Here is a 24372-nt window from a genome sequence, read left to right as displayed (position 1 = left end):
GGAAGGGGGGCTTCCCCGGCACCAGGTGCCGGGGAAGCCCCCCTTCGTCCGTACCGGCCGGGTCCTAGCGGACCACGTAGCCGAAGCGGCCGCCGGCCGACGGCAGGCCGTCCTTGCCGGGCTGGTACGTGGTGATCGCCGTGTTGGAGCCGCCGGCGGTCACGTTGGCCAGCGGCAGGGCGTAGACCGTGCCGTAGCTGCCCGGACCGTAGGGCATGCCCAGGTACAGGTGGGTGCCCGTGTAGTGGATGCTCTGGCCGAGGTGCTGGTTGGCACCGGCCGGGCCCGGGATGCCGGAGGTACCGGCCTCGATCCAGCGGTTGTTGGAGCCGGGCGAGCCGATCAGCGAGAAGGTGGTGAGGGCACCGGCCTTCGCGGTGGTGCCGATCGCCTCGTCGGTGATGCCGACGGCCAGCTTCATCGTCGCCGTGGTGCTCACCGCGCGCGGCGCGGTGTTCACGGCGGCCAGGGCGGTGCCGAAGCGGTCACCGGCCTCCGAGGTACCGGGCACGGCGTCCGAAGCGGTGCCGGACAGGTAGGTGTTGAGCTGGGTGTACTTGCCGTCCGCACCGATGCGGAAGCTCTGCGCCATGCCCGCGTCGGTCTTGTCGACGCCGTCGACCGACACGTCCTCGCCCGGGGAGCCGACCACGAGGATCGACTCGTTCGCGCTCGCCGCGCCCGAGGGGCGGTAGGGAACCATGGCCAGGGACTTGCCGAACAGGTCGCCGGGCTCGGCGGCGCCGGAGACGGTGTCCAGGTCCTGGTCGAGGCCGAACAGCGGGGTGGGCCGCTTCTCGGAGTTCAGCTGGTGCGAGAAGACCGCCAGGTTGCCGGCGTCCGCGTCGGTGCCGATCGTCTCGTTCGGCGCGGCGATGACGATGTGGTTGGCGTCGGCCGCGACCGCGCCGCCGAAGCCGTCGTTCGCCTCCACGGCGCCGGGTACGCCGGTGCTGTCCTGGCTGATGGCGACGTTGGTGTCACCGTGCACGTAGAAGGCCATGCCGGCCTTGGCGACCTTGCCGATGGCCTCGCCCGGGGAGCCGATCACGACGAACGGCTCGCCCGCGGCGGTGACGCCGGCGGCGACGGCCTGGCCGGTGCGGTCACCGGCCTCCGGGCTGGACGACTTGAAGGAGCCCGTGCCCATGCCCTGCTCGAAGTGGGTGTCCTTCAGGGCGCCCGTGCCGATGCCGCCCGGGGCGCCGTACAGGATGTCGGCCATGCCCGCGTCGGTGGCGGTGCCGAGGTCCTCGGAGGGGGTGCCGACGACCAGGTCGGTGCAGCCGTCCTCGTTGTAGTCAACGGTGTCGACGGCCTCGCCGAACCAGTCGCCGGGCTCGGAGCCGCCGGGCACCCAGTCGAGGTCCTGGTTGATCTCGGCGGTGCCCTTGCCGCCGCCGTAGACGATACGGACCACACCGGCGCCGTCGTCGCCGCCCACGGCCGCCTTCGGGTCGGCGATGGCGACATCCTCGACGCCGTCGCAGTTGAAGTCGGTGATGCGCGGGGCGCCGGTCTTGGAGGCCACCCAGGAGGCGAGGTCGTCGACCCGGGCGCCGATGCCGCCGGTGCGGGTCTCGGCCGGGTCGATGCCGAAGCAGCCGCCCTGGTAGGAACGGCTGTTGAGGGCGACCAGCTGGGGCGTGCCGCCCGCCGTGCGCACCACGGGACCGCCGGTGTCGCCCATGCAGGCGGCGGCGCCGTCCTTGCCGGTGACGGTGGCGGTGGTGGCGTCGGCGGAGTCCACGGTGAGCGCGCCGGTGTGCAGCTTCAGGGGCGCCCACTCGGTCTTGTCGCGTCCGTACCCGGCGAACTTCAGCTCCTCGCCGGCGGCGGGCGCGGTGGCGGCCAGGGCGACGGGGGCGACATTGGTGACCGGGCGGTTCAGCCGGGCCAGCACCACGTCGCGGTCGGCGCGGGGGACCAGCTCGACGATCTCGCGGACGGCGCCGTCGGTGCCGCTCAGGTCGGCACGGCCGACGGTCGCGGTCGTCTTCGCCTTCGGCTTGCCCGCGGGCACGGTGAGGTCGCTCGCGGGGTTGTCGGCGAAGCAGCTGGCCGCGGTGAGCAGCCATTCGGTGTCGACCAGGACGCCGGAGCAGCCCCGGTCGTGGTCACCGACGACGACCTGCGCCGTGAAGGCGAAGGACGCGTCGGTGACCGGGGTGCCGGTCACGGCGGACGCGGGCGCGGCGCAGACCGCCAGGGGGCCCGCGATGAGTGCGGTGGCGAGTGCGGCGAGACGCACGTGTCGGGTATGTGGCATGTGGTGAGTCCTTGGAACGTGGTTTCCGCGGGCCCTCGGCGGCCGGCGGATCGGCTGGCGGAACTGCGTGGAGCGCGGGCGCAGGCGCGGGCGCGGGCTACTTGGAGGTGCGGATCTCCACGAGCATGTGCTCCCGGCCCTGCGGGTCCGCGCTCTCGCCGACCGCGGTCCAGGTGTTCTTGGCGATGTCGAAGCTCTTCTCCTCCGAACCGACCGTCATGTCCACCTGAGCCGCGTAGTCGTTGCCGCGCACGGCGTAGACGGAGGGGATCTCCAGGGTCAGCCAGCCGGAGTTGCCGCTGACCTGGAAGCAGATCTTGTCCTTGCTGCGGGCCCAGACCTCCAGGAAGCCGGTGCCGCTCGCACAGTCGGCGAGGGTGATGTGCCCGTCGCCGCGCTTCAGCACGATGTTCTTCTCCGCGAGGATCTTGTCGGCGCCCGGGTAGTTGAAGTCCTCCACGGCGTATCCGGGGGCCTCACCGGCGACGGAGGTGACCGAGTCCGCCGTGTCACCCCGCGCGGCGGAGGCTCCGCCGCTCAGTGCCGTGAACGCCAGGGCACCCGCGGCCGCGGCCGCCAGGACGGTTCCGGCGATCCTTTTCTGGTACGGCTTCGCCATAACGGTACGTGCCTTCATCGCAGTCCTCACTCGTCGGCTCCGGACCGGACGAACCGGAGCGCATTTCATGCAGCGGCGTGAAGGCAACCGGAAGTGACGTGCAGTGCCCCCACTCCCGGCCGTCGGGGAAAAGGGCCGCTGCCAAAGGGGGCCGCCGACTGCCGGGAAACTGCTCGAACTTGGCTATGAAACCCTCTGAAGTGAACCCTTGTCCACTTCGCAAGCTACTTAAATGGGGCGTAAAGTGGATCCCTTGATGTGAGGTGGATCACAACTTGGGGATGTTTCTCGGACGGATCCCTGCGTCATTTGTCGCACTGCTCGCGCAAGGGATGGAAGGCGATTCCTTCCGGGTGTCCTGCACTGTTCCCGATTTTACCCGTACCGCCTCTGATCAGGCATGATGGGATGAAAAAGCGAACCGGGAAATGGCGAAAGAAGCCCTGTGCGGAAATCGGGAAACAAGGGGCCGCCGGGCGTGGACGGACCTTTCAGGAAATCCCGGCGAGGGTCGACGGGAGAAGTGCCCGCCGACCCTTGCCGGGATGAGGAGACAGAACCGTCAGAAGAGAGATCCCAGCAGTCCGGTGACCGGCGAGATCAGATCATGTCCCGCCTGGGTGAGTTTGGTCGCGACCTTCGCCCCGCCGAGCGCGCCGATCCACTTCGACTGACCGAACGTGATGACGCTCAGCGCGGCACTTCCCAGGGAGGACTGGAACTCGCTGCTGCCCCAGCCGTAGCCGATTCCGGTGAACAGGACGTTCAGTCCCGTGAATGCGAGAGACGCATATCCGAAACCGGCCGCGATGCCTTCGAGGGCGACTCCGGCCGGCGGGAAGAAGACACCCACCCCGAGCCCGACCAGACCGATGCCCACCGAGGCGAAGCCGGTGCCGATGCTGGCCCAGTTCGTGGCGTTGGCCAGCCATCGGGCGTCCTTCTTCCACCAGGGAAGTCCGCCCTTGACATCGTCGTTGTCGGGGGTGTCGGCCGGGTTCTTCCCCGCCTCCTTGGCCTTGCGCGCCTCCTCGGCCGCCTTCTTGGCCGCCGCGGCGATCTCGGCCTTCCGCTTGGCCGCCGCGATCTGGTGGGCCTGGCTGGCCGCCGCCGCCGCGGTCTGCGCGTCCTTGCCCGCCTGGACCGCCGAGGCGCGCGCCGATGCCGCCGACGCCTGCGCCGAGTTGGCCGACGCCACCGCGCGCTGCGCGGCGTCCACGGCCCGGTTGGCGGAGTAGTTCGCCGAGCGCGCCGCCGTACGGGCGGTGGCCGCCGCGGCCTTCGCCCGGTCGGCCGACGCCTGCGCGTTGCGGGCCGACTGCTCGGCGGCGTCCGCGTTGCTGTCCGCCTGCTTGGCGGCCACGGCGGCCTGGTCGGCGGCGGCCTTCGCCTTGTCCGCCCACTTCAGGGCCTCGTCGGCCGCGTTACGGGCCTTGGCCGCCGCCTCCTGGGCGCGGGCGGCGTCCTCCTGCGCCTTGTTCGCGATCTTCGCGGCGGCGGCGATGGCTCCCTGCACCGCCGCGATGTGGGCGGCCGAGTCGTAGTCGAGCTGCGCCGTCTTGTACTGCACCGAGGCGACGAAGTTGCGGCGCATCCACGTCGGGCCCTCCATCGCGGCCTGCGCGTGCGCCTTGGTGTAGGGGCCGCCCGTCTGGATGAGGGCGGCGGTGGCCACCGCGTCGTCCTCGCGCTGCGCCGCCTCGTGGGTGACGCTCAGGAACTCGTACAGGGCCTCGGCGGTCCCGGCGTTCAGCGCGTCGTCGGCCGCCTTCGTCACCGCGCTGCCCGGACCGGCCGAGAGCACCCGGGAGACCGCGACCCGGTTGTCCGTGGCGGCGGCCTCGACGACACCGGTGGCCAGGAACGAGGTGCCGGCCTCCGGGTCGTCGTTCTCCAGCGCCCTGGTCGCGGCGTCCGCCACGTCCGGGCTGGTGATCTGCGCCAGGTACAGGACGGTCTCGCGGTCGTCCTGCTTCTGCGCCAGCGCCCGGTCGGTGTCGATCCAGCCGTGCACGTCCGCCTCCGCGCCGGACAGCGCGAACCGCGCCGCCTCGCGCGACCAGGAGCCGCGGGACTCCAGGTGGGCGAGGGCCGCCTTGCGGCCCAGGGTGGCGGCGAGGCCCAGGTCGTTCGCCCTGAGTGCCGCCTCGGCCCGCGCGACGAGGTCCTTGGTGGCCTGCTCGGCCTGCGAGGCCTGGGTGCGCTTCTCGGCGTACTCGGCCCGCTCCTGGTCCTCGATCTGCGCGAGGTCGCGGGCCTCCTCCAGCGCCTGCTTGACATCGTCGTCAAGACGCTGCCATTCGGCGTCACGGGCCTGCTTCTCCACCGCCACCGCCTGGTTGACGGCGGCGGTCGCGTTGTTGGCGGCCTCCGTGGCCGCGTTGGCGAACTCGGTGGACTTCTTCGCGTACTCGACGGCCTGGCCCGCGTACTTGACGGCCCACTCGGCGGCGTCCGCGGCCTTGTCCGCGTGCCCGGCCGCGCTGTTGGCGGCGTCGCGCGCGGTGCGCGCGGCACTGGCGGCGGTGTTCGCCAGCGCCTGCGCGGTGCCGGCCGCGTTGGTCGCGATCTGCGCGTTGGCGCTGGCGATCCGCGCCTGCCGCTTGGCCTCGGCGGCCTCGGCCTGCGCCTTGCCCGCGGCGGACGCGGCGGTCGCGGAGGCGTTCGCGGCGGACGCGGCGTTGCGCGCGGCCGAGGCGGCGGCGGAACCGGCGCTCGCGGCCTGCGCGGAGGAGGTGGCGGCGTAGTCGGCGGCCTTCGCGGCGCTGCGGGCCTTGGCGGCGGCGTTGCGCGCGGCGACCGCGGCGTCCTTGGCGACGGACGCCTTGGAGGCGTCCTTGGAGGCGGCGATGGCCGCGTTGTACGCGCGGGCGGCGGCGGAACCGGCGGTGGCCGCGGCCTGGCTCGCGGCGGTGGCGGCGTAGGCGGCCCGGCGGGACGCCTGTACGGCGGCGTGCGAGGCCCGGATGGCGACCCGGGACGAGTCGGCGGCCCCCTGCGCGGCCTGCGCCGCCTTGCGGGCGGCCTTGCCCGACTTGACCACGTCGTCCTGGGCGGCCTGGGCCTCGGCGGCGGCCTTCTCGGCGGCCTCCTTGGCCTTCGCGGCGGCCTCGACGGCGCGGGCGGCGGCCTCCTCGGCCTCCTTCGTCTTCGCGTCGGCCTTCTTGCCCTCGCGCTCGACGACCGCGACCAGTTCCTCGATCTTGGCGGACTCCTGGTCGCGGGCGCGCGCGATGTGCTGGCCGGTGTCGAGGAACCACTCGACGTCGTCGGCGGTGCCGTCCAGCGCCCGGGTGGCGTATTTCCGCACCTCCGGGCCCGCGTTCACGGTGAGCGCGGACACCTCGAAGCGCATGTCCTCCAGGCGGGCGCTGTACTGCCCCTCGGTGAGGAAGTCCTCCAGGGCGCCCTGGGTGCCCGCGCCCAGGGCGGCGTCGCCGTCCCGGCGCACGGCCTTGGCGCCGGTCGCCATCACGGTGGAGGTGGCGACGCGCAGGTCCTCGACGATCGCGGTCCTGAAGCCGGTGTCGAGGTAGGCGGCGACGGCGGCGTCGCCGCCGTCGAGCGCGGCCGCGGCCGCCCGCCGGGTGCCGGCGCCGCCGGCGGCCAGGGAGGTCAGGATGGCGACGCGGTTGTCCTCGGCCGTGGCCGCGGGCAGTTCACCGGTCAGGAAGGTGCTGATGTCCGCGTCGGTGCCGCTCAGCGCCAGCTCCGCGGCGGCGCGCACGGCCGGGCCGCCCAGCAGCCAGGCCTTCACGGCCTTGGCCCGGTCGGTGTCCGGCAGGTCGAGCGGGTCGCCGTCGTCGTCCGCCGGGGGCGTGTCCGCGGCCCAGGCGGCGACGGGGTTGAGCACGAGGCTCGACGTGGTCGCCACGGCCGCGGTGGCGGCGAGGGTGCCCAGAACGCGGCGTCTGCTCCAGTAGGTGGTGTCCAAAGCGGTCCTTCGTTGTCGGTGCCCGACGGCTGCGCGAAGACGGCGGAACGCCGCCGGACAGACTGATGTCCGCCGCGCGCATGTCCCCCCGTTGGTGCAGAAGTTGAGCAGGGACACGACAGAGCGCCACGTGAACATACGCACTTTGAAGGAGTTGTTGAACACCTGTGGAGGTCTCGTTGGCCAAATGAAAGCGCTCACAGAAGGCTTTGAGCCATCTTTCGTTCAACCGGCCGTTGCCATGAGCGGCTTGGACGCCACTTGAGAGACACCTCACGTTTCAGACACACCCCGGGGCGAGAACCGGTCATTCGTCCGCGTACTGGACGAACGAGCGGCGGCCGTCCGCCTCGCGTAGATTGCGAGGCGGATCACCGGCACGCGAGGGGACGGACAGCAAGGTGGCAGGGGCAAGGCAGGCCGTGCGCGAGGCCCGCAGGATCGTCGTCAAGGTGGGCTCCTCCTCGCTGACCACCGCCACCGGCGGCCTGGACGCCGACCGGGTGGACGCCCTCGTCGACGTCCTCGCCAAGAGCAGCGGCCCGGGGAACAAGGAGGTCGTCCTCGTCTCCTCCGGTGCCATCGCCGCCGGACTCGCCCCGCTCGGCCTGGCCCGCCGCCCCAAGGACCTCGCCCGCCAGCAGGCCGCGGCCAGCGTCGGCCAGGGGCTGCTGGTCGCCCGCTACACCGCTTCTTTCGCCCGCTACGGCATCCGCGTCGGCCAGGTCCTGCTGACCGGCGACGACACCAGCCGCCGCGCCCACCACCGCAACGCCTCGCGCACCCTCGACAAGCTGCTCGCCATGGGCGCCCTGCCGGTCGTCAACGAGAACGACACGGTCGCCACCGACGAGATCCGCTTCGGCGACAACGACCGCCTCGCCGCCCTCGTCGCCCACCTGGTCCGCGCCGACCTGCTGGTCCTGCTCTCCGACGTGGACGGCGTCTACGACGGCGACCCGAGCCGGCCGGGCACCTCCCGCATCACCGAGGTGCGCGGCCCGGCCGACCTGGCGGGCGTCGAGATCGGCAGCGCGGGCAAGGCGGGCGTCGGCACCGGCGGCATGGTCACCAAGGTCGAGGCCGCCCGGATCGCCGCCGCCGCGGGCATCCCCGTGGTCCTCACCAGCGCGGTGCACGCCGCCGACGCCCTGTCCGGCGAGGACACCGGCACCTACTTCCACCCCACCGGGCGGCGCTCCGCCGACCGGCTGCTCTGGCTCCAGCACGCCTCCGCGCCGCAGGGCGCCCTCACCCTCGACGACGGCGCGGTGCGCGCGGTCGTCCAGGGCCGCAAGTCGCTGCTCCCGGCGGGCATCGCCGCCGTCGAGGGCGACTTCACCGCGGGCGACCCCGTCGAGCTGCGCGACGCGGGCGGCCGCGCCGTCGCCCGCGGCCTGGTCAACTTCGACGCCCGGGAGATCCCCCGGCTGCTCGGCCGCTCCACCCGGGAACTCGCCCGCGAGCTGGGATCGGCGTACGAACGCGAGGTCGTACACAGGGACGACCTGGTGGTCCTGGAGCCGTAATGGGCCGAAACGTCCGGCCGGCCGGTCCCTGAAGGTGGGGGACCTTCCGCAAAACCGCCCCACAGACCCGTACGGCCTGCTGCACTTTGTCCCAGGGACATATTCCGCACGAGCACTGGGTGAAGGAGGCCGTCGTGAGACGAGTGCGCCCTGGGGCGGCGGGGTCCCGCGGTGGTGGCGGCCCGTCCCCCTCCCGCGTACCCGGTGAGGAGCGGACCCTGACCAGCGTCGCGGCCGGCGACCGCTACGAGCGCGAGCACCGGGAGCACCGGGAGCACGACGGCGCGGAAGGCGGGCGGGAGCACGGCACGCACCAGGCGCACGACGGGCGCCCGGAACAGGCGGAGCAGCCCCGGCTGTGGCACATCACCCTGCGGGTCTCCGGGGCCGGGACCCCGCTCCAGGAAGTACGGCGCGGGCTCGAACAGCTCGCCCACGACCACCCCTTCCTGCTGACCAGCCGCTACGCCGACGACCACGCCGAGATCCGCTACTGGGAGGAGGCCCGCGACCTGCACGACGCCGCGGCCGTCGCCCTGCGGCTGTGGGGCGAACACCGCCAGAGCGCTCAGCTCCCGCCCTGGGAGATCGTCGGCCTGGAGGTCATCGACCGCGAGACCTACCACCAACGCCTCGCCGAGGGCTACGGCCCACCCCCGGCGACCCCGATCGGCGTCCACCCCTTCTGAGGCGCCGCGCCCGGTCCGCGGACCTACGCCCGTCCGAGGCCGATCCGATCCGGTCCTGGCCCGTCGCCGGGCGTCTCGTCTCGTCAGGATCGTCGGACCCGCCGCCCCCCGGCCCCGGCCGGGGCGGGACTGCTCCGGGGAGCGAGGCGCGGGCCAGGAAGAGACGGCTTCCCCGATCGAGGAAGGCTGCGCCGGTCCAGCCGATCGGCCGCCCGGCCCAGGAGGAGCCGCCGGTCCGGTCCGGGCCGGGCCACCGACGGGCCCGGCGGCGGCCGGGACCACATCGTCGGCCATCGTCGGCTTCTGCCTGCCGGCTTCTGCCCGTCGGACCCCGCTGCCGGTCCCTGCCCGCCGGGCCGGGGACCGACGTGCGCTGCGGCCTCCGGCCGGTCCGGGGTACGGCGGGCAGGGACCGGACGGGCTGTCCCGGGCCCCGGGGGAGCAGGAGTCGCACCCTGCGGATTGCGCCTCCGGCGCCCTGACCGGTCCGAGTCCCGGTGCTGGGGCCGCACGGGCTGTCCCGGGCACCGGAGGAGTGAGACCCGTGTCCCGGCGGACTGTGCCCATGGCATTCGCACCAGGCCGGGCGCCTGCTCAGAGCCGGGTCCGCTCCGGGGAGCGAGGCGCGGGCGCTCCCCGGTCTCTCCGGCCGGTCCGGACCCGCTGCCGGGGCTGCACGGGTCGTCCCGGGCTCCGGGGGAGCAGGAGGACCCGCGTCCCGCGGATTGCGCCCCCGCCGTCCGGACCGGGCCGGGACCGGCGCCGGATGCCCGTCCAGGGCCGGGTCCGCTCCGGGGAGCGAGGCGCGGGCCCGGTCGCGGCCCGGCCGGTGTCTCTTCCCCGGTCGGGGGGAGGGGCGCCGGACCGGTAGGTCGGCCGCCCGGCCCAGGAGGACCCGTCGCTCCAGCCCGCCGACCGGCCGGAGGCGCGGCCGGGACCACATCGTCGGCCTCCGCCTGTCCGGGCTGCCGGTCCCTGCCACCCGGGCCGGGGCCTGTTCCCCGGCTCCGGCCGGTCCGGGCCCGGGACCGGGACCGGGTTCCCGCGGGCCGCCCCCGCCCCCGCCCCCGGCCCCGGAGGCGCAAGGCCCGCCCCCAAGCACCCACGCCCCCCGCCCCGCCCACGTCTCGCGCTGTGGAACAGCGCGTGAACGCCGCAGCACGGCGCACTACGCTGCCCCCATGACCACGCTCTCGCCGTACGACTCCATGTCCCCGGTGACCCAGGCCGCCTACCGGGCCAAGGCCGCCGCCGCCGACCTCGCGCCGCTGCCGCGCGCCGAGAAGGACGACGCGCTGCTCGCCGTCGCGGACGCCCTGGAGGTCCGTACCAGCGAGATCGTCGAGGCCAACGCGCAGGACGTCGCCAGGGCGCGCGCCGCCGGGACCAGCGAGGCGATCGTCGACCGGCTCACGCTCACCCCGGAGCGGGTGCGGGCCATCGCCGCCGACGTACGGGACGTGGTCGCGCTGCCCGACCCCGTCGGCGAGGTGGTCCGCGGCTCCACGCTGCCCAACGGGCTCGACCTGCGCCAGGTCCGCGTCCCGCTCGGCGTGGTCGGCATCATCTACGAGGCCCGCCCCAACGTCACCGTGGACGCCGCCGCCCTCTGCCTGAAGTCGGGCAACGCCGTGCTGCTGCGCGGCTCCGCCTCCGCCTACGCGTCGAACACCGCCCTGGTCCGGGTGATCCGCGACGCCGTCGGCGGCGCCGGGCTGCCCGCCGACGCCGTCCAGCTCGTGCCCGGCGAGAGCCGCGAGAGCGTACGCGAGCTGATGCGTGCCCGCGGCCTGGTCGACGTCCTCATCCCGCGCGGCGGCGCCTCCCTGATCCGCACCGTGGTCAACGAGTCCACCGTCCCCGTCATCGAGACCGGCACCGGCAACTGCCACGTCTACGTCGACGCCCAGGCCGACCTCGACATGGCCGTCGGCATCCTCATCAACTCCAAGGCCCAGCGCCCCAGCGTCTGCAACGCCGCCGAGACCCTCCTCGTCCACCAGGACATCGCCGCCGAGTTCCTGCCGCGCGCCCTGGACGCCCTCGCCGACGCCGGGGTCACCGTGCACGCCGACGAGCGCGTCATGGCGTACGCCAAGGACTCCCGCGCCACCGTCGTGGAGGCCACGCCGGAGGACTGGGACACCGAGTACCTCTCCTACGACATCGCCGCCGCCGTCGTCGACTCCCTGGACCGGGCCGTCGCCCACATCCGGCTGTGGAGCTCCGGCCACACCGAGGCCATCGTCACCACCTCGCAGCAGGCCGCCCGCCGCTTCACCCAGTTGGTGGACTCCACCACCGTCGCCGTGAACGCCTCCACCCGCTTCACCGACGGCAGCCAGTTCGGCTTCGGCGCCGAGATCGGCATCTCCACGCAGAAGCTGCACGCCCGCGGCCCCATGGGGCTGCCCGAGCTGACCAGCACCAAGTACATCGTCACCGGCGACGGGCACGTCCGCCGCTGAACCCGGACCGCGCCGGTCGCCCCGGGCGGCCCGGTGCCGTCTCAGCAAGCGGATGAATTTCCCTGCGGTCTGCCCAAATTGACCCCCCAGGTCTACTCTGGATCCGTGCCGGAGGACGTGGGGGGCACGCCGTTCCCGGACGGCTGGGAGCCCGACGACGACCACGACCGCGGGGTGTCGGACGAAGAGTTCGCCTCCGTGGTCTTCGACGAGGCGTTCGTACGGGCGGCCGTGGTGCACGAGCCGACCGCCGTCGAACGCCTGCTGGCCGCGGCCCAGGCCAGAGCAGAGGCGTCCGAGGCCGAGGCGCGCCGCGCCCGCACCAGAGGCGAGCGCCACGACGACCGCTTCGGCGCCGACCGGCACGGCTTCGCCACCCGGCACGGCGCGGAGGACCCGGACGACGCCGACCACCAGGACGACGACGGCCCCGACGGGTTCGCACACCGCTTCGGCGGCCCCCGTGCCTTCGGCAGACAGGTCCGCTGGCACCGCCCCGTCGCCTGGGTGCTCGCGGTCGTCATGGGCATCGGCATGGTCGCCCTGGCCTTCGCCGCGGTCTACCGCGGCGGCTCCTCCGGCAGCCGCGACCAGGTGCCGCCGCCCGCCTCCACCGGCCTGGAGCAGGGCAGCGCCGCCGCCCCCGCCGAGCACTCCCGGCCGCCGGTGTCCGCGGCCCCCGGCGGCCACTGAGCACCCACCGGCCGTTGGCCGGCCGCCCATGGCGAGCGGCTGTCACAACTTGGCGCAGAGCAGCGCGTTTACCGGCGCTCCGCGCGACCTACCCTGAAAGTATGGGAGGGCCTGGCGACCCGCCTGAAGGGACACCCGAAGGCACTCCCTCAGGCGCGGAGGACGAGTACCGATCCGTCGTCTTCGACGAATCGTTCGTGCGCGCTGCCCGCCTCCAGGAGTACTCCGCCCAGGAGCGGATGACCGACCACACGCCCGCCGTCCGCCGCCGTCCGCACCTGCGCCGCTCGCTGCCGCGCCAGGCGCTGTTCCTGCTCCTGCTGATCGTGGTCGCCTTCGCCACCGCGATCTACCTGGGCGTGCGCACCCCCTACCGGGACGCGCGGACCCTGCGCCCCGTCGAACAGCTGCGGACGACCGTGATCCCGCTGGCCCCCACCGGAAAGGTGCCCGGGGACAGCGATCCCGCCCGGCTGTACGCCCGCAGTCCGGCCGCCGCGTACGCCACCGGTGCCGAGGGCATCCCGCTGCCCGCCCACCGCGGCACCGCGCACTTCTCGGACAGCCAGGTCGTCGCCGCGCTGACCGGCGCCCGGGACTACATCGTCGCCTCCTCCCTCGACCCGGAGGTGCTCCACGGCGACCGGACCGAGGCGGTGCGGGCGCTGCTCGACCCGGACCAGCTCGACCAGTTCGACCGCAGCACCGGCGGCCATGCCCCCGCCGACGGACGGCACGCGGCCACCGGCTGGCTGGTCCGCTTCGACCCGCGCCGGGTGGAACCGGGCGGCGCCCCCATCCGGGCCCAGGGCAGCCTCCAGGTCGTCGAGACCGACCCCTCCACCCTGGAGGTCACCGCCGACCCCGTCCTCGTCTACGCCCTCAGGCCGGCCGGTTCCGCCGCCACGGCGGCGGCCTCGCTCTTCACCGTCCGGCGGGAACTGCGGTTCCGCTTCGACCGCGACGACCTCAGGCTGCACCAGGTGCAACTGGTCATGTCCACCGTCCAGGCGGGCCCGCTGTCCTGCTCCGAGGACGCCACCGCCCGCTTCCGGCCACTGCTGGCCGGCCAGAGCGCCCGGCCCGGGGGCCCGGCCGGGACGGACCCGTACGCGCCGGACGGCACCGCGGCCGTGTGCGGCTCCCTGGCCCCCGACGCCCAGCCCATGGCCCCCAGGAACTGAGCCGCCGGGGCCCTGAGTCTCCGGGGCCCTGAGCCGCCGGGCCCCGAACCGTCCGCAGCGCCCCCGCGCGGGGGAGGGCTTCAGTCCTCCTCGCGGGCCGCCCCACCGGCGGGCGGCCCGTCCCCGCCGCCCTCTGCGCCCTTCGCGCCCTTCGTACCCTCGGCGCCCTCGGGGGCGTCCTTGCGCGGCCCCGAGCCGCCGGTGAACCCGCTGAAGCCGCGCCGGACCTTCTCGCCCAGGTCGCCCGCGCCGCCCGCCAGGTCGGTCACCAGCTTCATCAGCGGGTCCTTGGAGTTCTTCACCTGGCCCGCGTAGTGCGCGGCCGACTCGCGGAAGGAGTCGGTGACGGAGGTGTCCTTGTCCTCCTCGCGGCGCGGATAGTGGCCGTCCACGATCCGCTGGTAGTCGCGCGACTCGGCCCACGTCTTCAGCTCGGCCGCCCGCACGGTGGTGAAGGGGTGGGTGCGCGGCAGGACGTTCAGGATCTTCAGGACCGAGTCGCGCAGGTCGCCCGCCGACTCGTACTCCTCGGCCTGGCGCAGGAAGGCGTCCACGTTCATCTCGTGCAGGTGGTTGCCGCCCGCGATCTTCATCAGACCGCGCATGGAGGCCCGCAGGTCCTGCCCGACCAGCAGCCCCGCCCGGTCCGCCGACAGCTCCGACTTGCGGAACCACTCGCGCAGTGCCGTCACGATGGCCATGATCGCTATGTTGCCCAGCGGGATCCACGCCACCCGCACCGCCAGGCTGGTCAGGAACAGCAGGATCGTGCGGTACACCGCGTGACCGGACAGGGCGTGGCCCACCTCGTGGCCGACGACCGCCCGCATCTCCTCCTCGTCGAGCAGCTCGACCAGACCCGTGGTCACCACGATGATCGGCTCGTCCAGGCCGATGCACATCGCGTTGGGCTGCGGGTCCTGGTTGACGTACATCGGCGGGACCTTGTCCAGGTCCAGGATGTAGCAGGCGTCGCGCAGCATGTCGTGCAGGTGTGCGAACTGCTCGTCCGAGACGCGTACCGAGTCGGACAGGAAGAGCAGCCGCAGACTGCGCTCGGGCAGCAGGCCGCTGAGGGCCTTGAACACCGTGTCGAAACCGCTCAGCTTGCGCAGCGCGACCAGCGCGGAGCGGTCGGCCGGATGCTCGTACGCACGCGAGGAGATCCCCGGGAAGCGCGCGCGGCGCCGGCCCGGCACCTGCTCGCGCTCGTCGTGCCGGTGGCCCTCGTGCCGGTGGCCTTCGTCGGACATGTCATCCCCCATGCGTCGGTGTCGCCCCATGTGCCCCCGAGGCAGGAGCCACACTAGGCGGAGATACCGTGGCGGGCAGTACACCGAAGGAGTCCCGCCATGGAGCACCATCCTCTGGCCGTGCGGCTGGTCGAGGCCGCGAACACCACCTCCCAGCACCAGGGATCGGGCTATCTGCTCAAGGTCGTCCTGGTCGTGATGGTCCTGGGCTGTGCGCTCACCGGCTGGTTCCTGCTGCGCGGCTACAAACGCAACGACGACTGACCCCGCCGGAAGGTTCCCGGCCCGTCCGCCGCCGGGTGCGGAGCACGGCCCGGCGCGCGCCCGCGCACAACCGTGGGGCACCACGCACAACCGCGGGGTCCCCGCGCACAACGGTGGAGTCGGGGTGGGGCGCGGGAAGCCGGGCGCATACGATGGGCGCACATCTTTATCCCGCCCACACCCGGATAGGTCTGCCGAAGATGAGCATCCCCAGCACCGCTGCCCAGTTGGCCACCCTCGCCGAGGCCGAGGGCGGCCACCACGACAGCCTCAACCCCGTGGTGACGGGCGGGGCCGCCTTCATCATCCTGCTGCTCCTGCTGTGGGTCACCACCCGCTTCAACCGCGACCGCTGAGCCCGGCGGGAGCACTCGGGCCGGGCCGGTAGGGTCTGCACGCATGGGAGAGCAGGACACGCCTACCGGTCCGGTGAGCGACACGGTGAAGCACCTCGGGTACGGCCCCGGCAGCGGCCCCTCGTTCACGGGCAAGCGGCGCCTCGGCGTCATGGGCGGCACGTTCGACCCGATCCACCACGGGCACCTCGTGGCGGCCAGCGAGGTCGTCGCGCAGTTCGAGCTGGACGAGGTGGTGTTCGTCCCCACCGGGCAGCCCTGGCAGAAGTCCCACCGCAAGGTCTCCGCCGCCGAGGACCGCTATCTGATGACGGTCATCGCGACCGCCGAGAACCCGCAGTTCTCCGTCAGCCGCATCGACATCGACCGCGGCGGCGCCACGTACACCGTGGACACCCTGCGCGATCTGCGCGCCCTCAACCCCGACACGGACCTGTTCTTCATCACGGGTGCCGACGCGCTCGGCCAGATCCTCACCTGGCGCGACTCGGAGGAGCTGTTCTCCCTGGCGCACTTCATCGGCGTCACCCGCCCCGGCCACAGCCTCACCGACCCCGGTCTGCCCGAGGGTGGCGTCTCCCTGGTCGAGGTCCCCGCCCTGGCCATCTCCTCCACGGACTGCCGGGCGAGAGTCGCCAAGGGCGACCCCATCTGGTACATGGTGCCGGACGGAGTCGTGCGCTACATCGCCAAGCGCGAGCTGTACCGCGGCGAGTGAGCCGAGAGGGGCACCGGTGAACGACCGATACGACGCTGGGTACGAGAGTGAGGGCTACGAGCTCGTCGGCTACGACGAGTACGGCCGTCCCATGTACCGGCAGGTCCCCGTCCAGCAGACTCCCCAGCAGACGTACGACGCCTACGGCAGCCAGGGGCAGGGACAGGGCTACGGCTACGACCCGTACGCGGCGGACGGCGGGCAATCCGCGGCCCCGCCCGCCTACGGCGGCGCCCAGGACACCGGCGCCCAGCAGCCCGTCCCGGCCCCCGGCGACCCGTACCAGGCGTACCACCAGCAGCCGTACGAGCCGTACGAGCCGTACCCGCACCAGACCGGGCAGCAGCAGCCCTACGACGCGCACCGAGGCGGCGGCTACGGTTCCGGCGTCCAGGCGGACCCGTACGCGCCCCACGACCCGAGCGGCGGCGGCCACGACCCGTACGGCCGGGCCCCGGCCGGCGGGCAGCAGCCCCGTACCGCCGCGCAGCAGCCCCGCGTCCCGCACCAGGCGGGCCCCCCGGCCGGCGGCCCGGCGCAGGACGGCCCTGACGCCGTGGGCGGCGCCGGGCACACGGGCGGCCCAGGCCGCACCGGAGGCCCGGGGGACGATGACGCGCCGGACTACCGCACCGAGCAGTTCGCGTTCGTCGAGGAGCCCAGCGACGACTCCGAGGACGTCATCGACTGGCTCAAGTTCACCGAGAACCGCACCGAGCGCCGCGAGGAGGCCCGCCGCCGCGCCAGGAGCCGCCTCGTCGCGCTGGCCGTGGTGCTGGCACTGGTCGCGGCCGGCGGCGTCGGCTACCTCTGGTACGCCGGGAAGCTCCCCGGTCTCTCGTCGTCCGGCGGCGGGACCGGCACCTCGGCCGCGGCGGGCGCCCAGAAGCGCGACGTGATCGTCGTCCATCTGCACGACACCGCGGGGGGCGGCACCTCCACCGCGCTGCTCGTCGACAACACCACCACCAAGCAGGGCACCACCGTCCTGCTGCCCAACACCCTCGCCCTGGCCTCCGACGACGGCAGCGCCACCACCCTGGCCAAGTCGGTCAAGGACGACGGCTCGGCGGGGACCCGCGACCAGCTCGACACCGTGCTCGGCACCAGCATCCAGGGCACCTGGCGCCTGGACACGCCCTACCTCCAGAACCTCGTCGACCTGGTCGGCGGCATCGAGGCCGACATCGATGCCGACGTGCCCGACCGGGACGCGAAGAAGAAGGGCACCACGCTCCTCGTCCACAAGGGCACGGGCCAGACCCTCAGCGGCCGGATGGCCGTCGCCTACGCCACCTACCTCGGACCGGGGGAGGACCAGAACGTCCGGCTCAAGCGGTTCGGGCAGGTGATGCAGGGCGTGCTGCGCAAGATCTCCTCCGATCCGCAGGCGGCCACCGTCACCGTGCAGACGCTGGCGCAGATCCTCGACCCCTCGCTCACCGACCAGGACCTCGGCACCTTCCTGGCCAAGCTCTCCGAGCTGGCCAAGGGCGGGGACCTCAGGACCGCGCTGCTGCCGGTGCAGAGCGACGGCAGGCTGACTGCGCGGACCAGCGACAGCGTGGTCAAGGACATCCTGGGCGGCACCGCGAAGAGCCCCGGCCAGGGCTCGGCGGTACGGGTCTCGGTGCAGAACGCCTCCGGCACCGGGGGCGACACCGACAAGGCGCGCGTCACCCTGCTCAACGGCGGTTTCACCTTCCTGGACGGGGGCACGGCGTCCGCGGCCCGTCCGGCGTCGGAGGTCAGCTACGCCGACGACGCCCACAAGGACGACGCCACCGAGGCCGCCAAGACGCTGGGCCTGCCCGCGAGCGCCGTGAAGAAGGGTTCGGTCGGCACGAACGCCGACGTCTCGGTCGTGCTCGGCCAGGACTACAAGCCCGGCTCCGCCCGGTGATCCCGTAATGACGTGGGGGCTGTCGGCGGTCCGTGAGACCCTTGGTGTCAAGTGACCGCCGACGGAAAGCCCTGTAGTGACCGCGACCGACCGTTCCATCGAGCTCATCAACACCGCCGCGCAGGCGGCCGCCGACAAGCTCGCGCACGACATCATCGCCTACGACGTCAGTGACGTCCTGTCGATCACCGACGCCTTCCTGCTGGCGTCCGCGCCCAACGACCGCCAGGTCAAGTCGATCGTCGACGAGATCGAGGAGCGGCTCCAGAAGGAACTGGGCGTCAAGCCGGTCCGCCGTGAGGGCGACCGCGAGGCCCGCTGGATCCTGCTCGACTACGTCGACATCGTCGTCCACGTCCAGCACAGCGAGGAGCGCGTCTTCTACGCCCTGGAGCGGCTGTGGAAGGACTGCCCCGAGCTGGAGCTGCCCGAGGAGGCGAAGGCGACCCGCGGCAAGGCTGCGGAGCACGCCAGGCTCCAGGCCGCCGAGGAGCCGGCGCAGCCGGACGGTGAGTGGCGGTGAGCGGCGCCGCTGAGGCGGCCGTCCGGCCGCCCGGCCGGGGCCGCCGCGTCATCCTCTGGCGGCACGGCCAGACCTCGTGGAACGTGGAGCGCCGCTTCCAGGGCTCCACGGACGTCGAGCTGACCGGGACCGGCGTCGGCCAGGCCCGCCGGGCCGCCCGTCTGCTGGCCTCCCTCGGCCCGGACGCGATCGTCTCCTCCGACCTGAAGCGGGCCGCGCGCACCGCCGACGAGCTGGCCGCCCTCACCGGTCTGGAGGTCGCCCGCGACGAGGGTCTGCGCGAGACCTACGCGGGCGTGTGGCAGGGGCTCACGCACGAGGAGATCATCGCCCGGTACGGCGAGGAGTACGCCGCGTGGAAGCGCGGCGAGCCGGTGCGCCGGGGCGGGGGCGAACTGGAGAGCGAGGTCGCCGACCGCGCCGCCCCCGTGGTGCTGCGGCACGCGGACAAGCTGCCCGAGGACGGCACGCTGGTGGTGGTCAGCCACGGCGGCACCATCCGTACGACCATCGGGCGTCTGCTCGGCCTGGAGGCCCGTCACTGGGAGAGCCTGGGCGGGCTGTCCAACTGCTGCTGGTCGGTGCTGGGCGAGGGCGCCCGCGGCTGGCGCCTGCTGGAGCACAACGCCGGCACGCTCCCGGAGCCGGTCCTCGGCGACGACACCTGAGCCCGCCCCCGGGCGGGCTGTCCCCCGCGAGGGACCCGGATTTCACTTTCCGGCAGGTCGCAGGCTAAAGTTCTTCTTGTTCGCCCCGCAGCGCGGGGAGTGAACGAGGGGCTATAGCTCAGTTGGTAGAGCGCCTGCATGGCATGCAGGAGGTCAGGAGTTCAATTCTCCTTAGCTCCACTGATCGGTCCTCCGCGAGGAGAGCCAGAGATCGGTGAAGAGAATCCCGTCCCGCAAGGGGCGGGATTCTCTGCTTTACGCCCCCTCCTGCCCCGGATCCGCCGAGGTCCGGGTACGTATACCTCCGCTACCTCTGCGAAGAGGCCCGGTGGCCGTGGCAGAATCAAACGGCCGGAAGGGGGCGCGGCCCGACTGGGAGGGAGTGGCGATGCCTGCGAGCATCCTCGAGGAGGGCGGACACCTCCTCGGTGCGGCGTCGATACGCGCCACCGCCACCGCCACCCGCCTGGTCTGCCCCTCCTGCGGTTCCCTCCATGTCGCCCAGGTCCTCGGCGACAACGGCGGGGTCTCGTACGTGTGCACGGCCTGCGGCCACAGCTGGAGCTGATCGATGGGTGCCCACAGGCGTAAGTGCGACTGGTGCGGCAGCGGTACGCCGATCGTCCGTGACATGGAGCCGATCAACCCCGACTACCAGTACTGGTGCGAGGAGTGCGCGCGGGCGCTGATCATAAAAGGCGACCCGATCGAGACGTACCGCGAGCTGGAGGGCGAACCGATCTACGGGCGGCTCCTGGAGGAGCACTGCACACTGAAGCGGTTCTACTCGTTCGTCACGGCGTGACGACCCGACCGGCAGACCGACCGGCAGACCGCCAGACCGGCCGGTCGACCGACCGATCCGGCTGATCAAACTGGTCGATATCGGTCATCTCGGGCGAAGCGGAAACCGATTTGGTGAAGCACCCCCTGGACCGTGTAATGTTGGCGTCGCCGCCGGGGAAACCGGGCGGAAGCGGGACAAGGGGCTATAGCTCAGTTGGTAGAGCGCCTGCATGGCATGCAGGAGGTCAGGAGTTCAATTCTCCTTAGCTCCACAGGAATCGAAGGCGGGTCGTCCGAGCGGGCGGCCCGCCTTCGGCGTATGTCTCCGGTGCCCCTGCCGGTGCCCCTGCGGGTGCCTCCGGCCCCCACCCGCCGTGTCCCCTCCCGGTGGCCCTCGCCCCGGTCGTCCACAAGCCTGTCGCGGGCCGCTCGACGGCTGCGGTACCCTGACGCCATGCGTGCCGTACGCCTTCTGCTTAGCGAGCCGCGCTGATCACTCCCGACCGCCGGGTCAATCGGTGGGTCGGCATCGGCGCGGCGTCCCCTCCTGTGCGAGGGGATTTTTCATTTCCGGAAAGTCGCAGCCGCGGGCAGAGACGATCGATGGAGCTTTGAGGATCATGAGCGAGACGAACCCCGCAGCCACCGCCGGCCAGGCGGAGACTGCGCCGCACCGCTACACGGCCGCCGTGGCGGCCGACATCGAGGCACGCTGGCAGGACTTCTGGGACGCCGACGGCACCTACGCGGCGCCGAACCCCACCGGTGACCTGGCCGGGGACCCGGAGCTGGCCGCCCGTCCCAAGAAGTTCATCATGGACATGTTCCCGTACCCCTCCGGTGCGGGCCTGCACGTCGGCCACCCCCTGGGGTACATCGCCACCGACGTCTATGCCCGGTTCCAGCGGATGAGCGGCCACAACGTGCTGCACACCCTGGGCTTCGACGCCTTCGGCCTGCCCGCCGAGCAGTACGCCGTGCAGACCGGCACGCACCCGCGCGTGTCCACCGAGGCCAACATGGAGAACATGAAGGCCCAGCTGCGCCGGCTGGGCCTGGGCCACGACAAGCGCCGGTCGTTCGCGACGATCGACCCGGAGTACTACAAGTGGACCCAGTGGATCTTCCTACAGATCTTCAACTCCTGGTACGACGAGGAGGCCGGGCGGGCCCGCCCGATCGCCGAACTGGTCGCGCGCTTCGAGTCCGGTGAGCGCCCGGTACCCGGGCACACGCGCGCGTGGAGCGAGCTGACCGCCGCCGAGCGCGCCGACGTCCTGGGCGGCTTCCGTCTGGCCTACGCCTCCGACGCGCCCGTCAACTGGTGCCCCGGCCTGGGCACCGTGCTGGCCAACGAGGAGGTCACCGCCGACGGCCGCTCCGAGCGCGGCAACTTCCCCGTCTTCAAGGCCAAGCTGCGCCAGTGGAACATGCGCATCACCGCCTACGCCGACCGGCTGCTGGACGACCTGGAGGAGCTGGACTGGCCCGAGGCCATCAAGCTCCAGCAGCGCAACTGGATCGGCCGCTCGGAGGGCGCCCGCGTCGGCTTCCCGATCGACGGCGAGCGCATCACCGTCTTCACCACCCGCCCCGACACCCTGTTCGGCGCCACCTACATGGTGCTGGCCCCCGAGCACCCGCTGGTCGAGAAGTTCGTCCCGGCCGCCTGGCCCGAGGGCACCCACGAGGTGTGGACCGGCGGCCACGCCACGCCCGCCGAGGCCGTCGCCGCCTACCGCGCGCAGGCCGCCGCCAAGTCCGACGTGGAGCGCCAGGCCGAGGCCAAGGACAAGACCGGCGTCTTCATCGGCGCGTACGCCACGAACCCGGTCAACGGCGAGCGGGTGCCGGTGTTCATCGCGGACTACGTCCTGATGGGCTACGGCACCGGCGCGATCATGGCCGTCCCGGCGGGCGACCAGCGCGACTTCGAGTTCGCGCGCGCCTTCGAGCTGCCGATCCACTGCGTGGTCGAGCCCACCGACGGCCGCGGCACCGACACCGCCACGTGGGAGGACGCCTTCGGCTCCCACGACGCGAGGATCATCAACTCCGCCAACGACGAGATCTCCCTGGACGGCCTGGGCGTCGTCGAGGCCAAGGCGCGCATCACCGAGTGGCTGGAGCGCACCGGCACCGGTGAGGGCACCGTCAACTTCCGCCTGCGCGACTGGCTGTTCAGCCGCCAGCGCTACTGGGGCGAGCCCTTCCCGATCGTCTACGACGAGGACGGCATCGCGCATCCGCTGCCCGAGTCGATGCTGCCGCTGGAGCTGCCCGAGGTCGAGGACTACAGCCCGCGCACCTTCGACCCGGACGACGCCGACACCCGGCCCGAGACGCCGCTGTCGCGCAACGAGGACTGGGTCCACGTCACCCTGGACCTGGGCGACGGCCCGAAGAAGTACCGCCGCGAGACCAACACCATGCCCAACTGGGCCGGTTCCTGCTGGTACGAGTTCCGCTACCTGGACCCGCACAACGACCGCGCGCTGGTCGACCCGGAGATCGAGCGCTACTGGATGGGCCCGCGCGAGGGCATGCCGCACGGCGGCGTCGACCTGTACGTGGGCGGTGCCGAACACGCCGTGCTGCACCTGCTGTACGCGCGCTTCTGGTCCAAGGTCCTCTTCGACCTGGGGTACGTCTCCTCCGCCGAGCCGTTCCACAAGCTGTTCAACCAGGGCATGATCCAGGCGTTCGTCTACCGCGACAGCCGCGGCATCGCGGTGCCGGCCGCCGAGGTGGAGGAGCGCGACGGCGCGTACTACCACGCGGGCGAGAAGGTCTCCCGGCTGCTGGGCAAGATGGGCAAGTCCCTGAAGAACGCGGTCACCCCGGACGAGATCTGCGCCGAGTACGGCGCCGACACCCTGCGCCTGTACGAGATGGCGATGGGCCCGCTGGACGTCTCCCGGCCGTGGGACACGCGCGCGGTGGTCGGCCAGTACCGGCTGCTCCAGCGGCTGTGGCGCAACATCGTCGACGAGACCACCGGTGAGGTCACCGTCTCCGCCGCCGAGCCCGACGAGGAGACGCTGCGGGCCCTGCACAAGGCGATCGACGGTGTGCGCCAGGACCTGGAGCACCTGCGCTTCAACACGGCCATCGCCAAGATCACCGAGCTGAACAACCACCTGACGAAGACGGGCGGTCCGCTCTCCCGCGCGGTGGCCGAACCGCTGGTGCTGATGGTGGCGCCGCTGGCCCCGCACATCGCCGAGGAGCTGTGGCACCGGCTGGGCCACAGCGACTCGGTCGTCCACCGCGACTTCCCCGTCGCCGACCCGGCCTACGTCGTGGACGAGACCGTGACCTGCGTCGTCCAGATCAAGGGCAAGGTCAAGGCCCGCCTGGAGGTGCCGCCGGCCATCTCCGAGGACGAGCTGGAGAAGGCGGCGCTCGCCGACGAGAAGGTCGTGGCGGCGCTGGCCGGCGCGGGCATCCGCAAGGTGATCGTCCGCGCGCCGAAGCTGGTGAACATCGTGACCGCGTGATGCGCGGCGCGGCCTCGGGGTAGTCCCCTACGGGCAGGTTCGGGGTTTTCATGGAACCCCGGACCTGCCCGCTGCGTTTACCGTGGAGGGGTGGCGCGCAGCGCGCCGCCGAGCCGAGGAGGAGCGTCGTGGAAGCAGTCATCGCGGTCTTCGCCGTGCTCTTCCTGCTCTGCCTGGGCGTGGGCGCCTACGCCACGGTCAAGGCGGTCGGCGCCGCCAAGCGCGGTGTGGACCGCACGATCCACCAGGCGCGCCGCGCGGTGGAGGACCAGACCCTGCGGGCCAAGTCCTTCGCCCAGCCGGGCCCGGCCGGTGAACTGGCCCAGCTCCGGCTCGGCCTGCGCACCTCCATGCGCGCCACCCAGGACGCCCTGTACGCGGGCGCCACCGAGGACGAGTCCCTCAAGGAGTCCGTCGCCCTGTTCGAACGCCTCAGCATCCACGGGCGCGAACTGGACCACGAACTCAAGCGGCTGGAGAGCGAGCCGAACCGCGCGACGCTCGCCGAGCGGCTCCCGGCCCTGGCCGAGCGGACCCGGCGCGTCACGGATTCGGCCGACGCCCTGCGCTGGGCCGCCCACGACCGCGCCCGCCGCTTCGCCGACGACGACCTGGACGTGCTGAGCGACCAGATTGGCGTGGAGGCCGACGCCCTGCGCCACTGGACCAGCACCGGCAACACCGGCGGCACCGATGGTGCGGGCGGCGCCGGTGGCACCGGACCTGGGGCCTCCCGACCGGACGAGGGCGGCTTGTGGCCGTCCCCGGACGAGCAGGCCGCCCGGCCGTCCTCGGACCGGGAGCGGGACCGGGGGCAGGCCCGGGACGCGGACCGCGGAGGGGACCGCCCCGCCCTCACGGAGCCGGTGCGCCGCCCCACCTACTCCTGGCAGAAGAAGCCCCGCCCCGAGAGCACCACCTGAGCCGCCGGGCCCGGCGGATCCCGCTCCGCCCGCCCCACCGGTTCCGGCCATCTGTTCCGGCCACCTGCGCACCCGGTCAGAGGGGCTGGACTG

19 protein-coding genes and 2 tRNA genes are annotated in these 24372 nt (G+C 72.8%); 17 read left to right on the top strand and 4 right to left on the bottom strand.

The window, feature by feature from the left end:
• Positions 1-64 precede the first annotated feature (64 nt).
• The 3 genes from B086_RS0133460 to B086_RS46015 form a co-directional block, all read right to left on the bottom strand.
• Positions 65-2269, bottom strand: a complete 2205-nt coding sequence (locus B086_RS0133460) for a S1 family peptidase (RefSeq protein WP_026253035.1) — start codon at positions 2267-2269, stop codon at positions 65-67.
• A gap of 97 nt (positions 2270-2366) precedes the next feature.
• Positions 2367-2888: a hypothetical protein gene (locus B086_RS0133455; RefSeq protein ID WP_018570802.1), complete on the bottom strand. Its 522-nt coding sequence runs from the start codon at positions 2886-2888 to the stop codon at positions 2367-2369.
• A 562-nt stretch (positions 2889-3450) separates the two neighbouring features.
• Positions 3451-6822: an ALF repeat-containing protein gene (locus B086_RS46015; RefSeq protein WP_018570801.1), complete on the bottom strand. Its 3372-nt coding sequence runs from the start codon at positions 6820-6822 to the stop codon at positions 3451-3453.
• Between the two features lie 401 nt (positions 6823-7223).
• On the opposite strand from B086_RS46015, the gene proB reads away from it, so the two are divergent.
• The 5 genes from proB to B086_RS0133425 all read left to right on the top strand — a co-directional run bounded on the left by proB (position 7224) and on the right by B086_RS0133425 (position 13385).
• Complete coding sequence (gene proB / locus B086_RS0133445) at positions 7224-8351, top strand: glutamate 5-kinase (protein WP_078531262.1); 1128 nt, start codon at positions 7224-7226, stop codon at positions 8349-8351.
• A gap of 143 nt (positions 8352-8494) precedes the next feature.
• Positions 8495-9040 (top strand): hypothetical protein, encoded by a 546-nt coding sequence (locus tag B086_RS0133440; protein WP_018570799.1) that lies wholly within the window; start codon positions 8495-8497, stop codon positions 9038-9040.
• Positions 9041-10221: 1181 nt separating this feature from the next.
• Positions 10222-11508, top strand: coding sequence for a glutamate-5-semialdehyde dehydrogenase (locus tag B086_RS0133435; RefSeq protein ID WP_018570798.1), 1287 nt, complete (start codon positions 10222-10224; stop codon positions 11506-11508).
• 78 nt (positions 11509-11586) lie between these two features.
• Positions 11587-12201, top strand: coding sequence for a hypothetical protein (locus B086_RS0133430; RefSeq protein ID WP_078509942.1), 615 nt, complete (start codon positions 11587-11589; stop codon positions 12199-12201).
• 101 nt (positions 12202-12302) lie between these two features.
• Complete coding sequence (locus B086_RS0133425) at positions 12303-13385, top strand: hypothetical protein (protein WP_026253034.1); 1083 nt, start codon at positions 12303-12305, stop codon at positions 13383-13385.
• 80 nt (positions 13386-13465) lie between these two features.
• On the opposite strand, the gene B086_RS0133420 is transcribed toward B086_RS0133425, so the two are convergent.
• The gene (locus tag B086_RS0133420; RefSeq protein WP_018570794.1) at positions 13466-14638 is read right to left on the bottom strand and encodes a M48 family metallopeptidase; all 1173 of its coding nucleotides are present in this window, start codon (positions 14636-14638) and stop codon (positions 13466-13468) included.
• Positions 14639-14737: 99 nt separating this feature from the next.
• Between B086_RS0133420 and B086_RS45190 the strand changes: the two genes are divergently transcribed.
• From B086_RS45190 to B086_RS0133360, 12 genes are all read left to right on the top strand, one after another.
• Entirely contained in the window at positions 14738-14902 is a 165-nt protein-coding gene (locus B086_RS45190; RefSeq protein ID WP_018570793.1) for a hypothetical protein, read from the top strand.
• Between the two features lie 200 nt (positions 14903-15102).
• On the top strand, positions 15103-15258 hold the full coding sequence (locus B086_RS45185) for a hypothetical protein (protein WP_026253033.1): 156 nt from the start codon (positions 15103-15105) through the stop codon (positions 15256-15258).
• Positions 15259-15301: 43 nt separating this feature from the next.
• Positions 15302-15976, top strand: a complete 675-nt coding sequence (gene nadD / locus B086_RS0133405) for a nicotinate-nucleotide adenylyltransferase (protein ID WP_026253032.1) — start codon at positions 15302-15304, stop codon at positions 15974-15976.
• Between the two features lie 16 nt (positions 15977-15992).
• On the top strand, positions 15993-17879 hold the full coding sequence (locus tag B086_RS0133400) for an LCP family protein (RefSeq protein WP_018570790.1): 1887 nt from the start codon (positions 15993-15995) through the stop codon (positions 17877-17879).
• A 76-nt stretch (positions 17880-17955) separates the two neighbouring features.
• Entirely contained in the window at positions 17956-18402 is a 447-nt protein-coding gene (gene rsfS, locus B086_RS0133395; RefSeq protein WP_018570789.1) for a ribosome silencing factor, read from the top strand.
• Positions 18393-19070 (top strand): histidine phosphatase family protein, encoded by a 678-nt coding sequence (locus B086_RS0133390; RefSeq protein ID WP_018570788.1) that lies wholly within the window; start codon positions 18393-18395, stop codon positions 19068-19070. The genes rsfS and B086_RS0133390 overlap by 10 nt, the downstream gene beginning before the upstream one ends.
• 107 nt (positions 19071-19177) lie before the next feature.
• Positions 19178-19250, top strand: a tRNA-Ala gene (locus B086_RS0133385).
• A gap of 208 nt (positions 19251-19458) precedes the next feature.
• Complete coding sequence (locus tag B086_RS0133380) at positions 19459-19638, top strand: hypothetical protein (protein ID WP_018570787.1); 180 nt, start codon at positions 19459-19461, stop codon at positions 19636-19638.
• 3 nt (positions 19639-19641) lie between these two features.
• Positions 19642-19875: a hypothetical protein gene (locus tag B086_RS0133375; RefSeq protein WP_006136074.1), complete on the top strand. Its 234-nt coding sequence runs from the start codon at positions 19642-19644 to the stop codon at positions 19873-19875.
• A 180-nt stretch (positions 19876-20055) separates the two neighbouring features.
• Positions 20056-20128: transfer RNA gene (locus tag B086_RS0133370), tRNA-Ala, on the top strand.
• Positions 20129-20476: 348 nt separating this feature from the next.
• A complete protein-coding gene (leuS, locus tag B086_RS0133365) occupies positions 20477-23356 on the top strand; it encodes a leucine--tRNA ligase (RefSeq protein WP_018570786.1) in 2880 nt (959 codons plus the stop codon).
• A 128-nt stretch (positions 23357-23484) separates the two neighbouring features.
• Entirely contained in the window at positions 23485-24279 is a 795-nt protein-coding gene (locus B086_RS0133360; RefSeq protein WP_018570785.1) for a hypothetical protein, read from the top strand.
• Positions 24280-24372 lie beyond the last annotated feature (93 nt).

This window comes from Streptomyces sp. PsTaAH-124 (assembly GCF_000373685.1).
GTDB lineage: Bacteria > Actinomycetota > Actinomycetes > Streptomycetales > Streptomycetaceae > Streptomyces > Streptomyces andamanensis.
The sequence above is the reverse complement of the archived record's forward strand: the minus strand, read 5'-3'. Positions and strand labels throughout refer to the sequence as shown.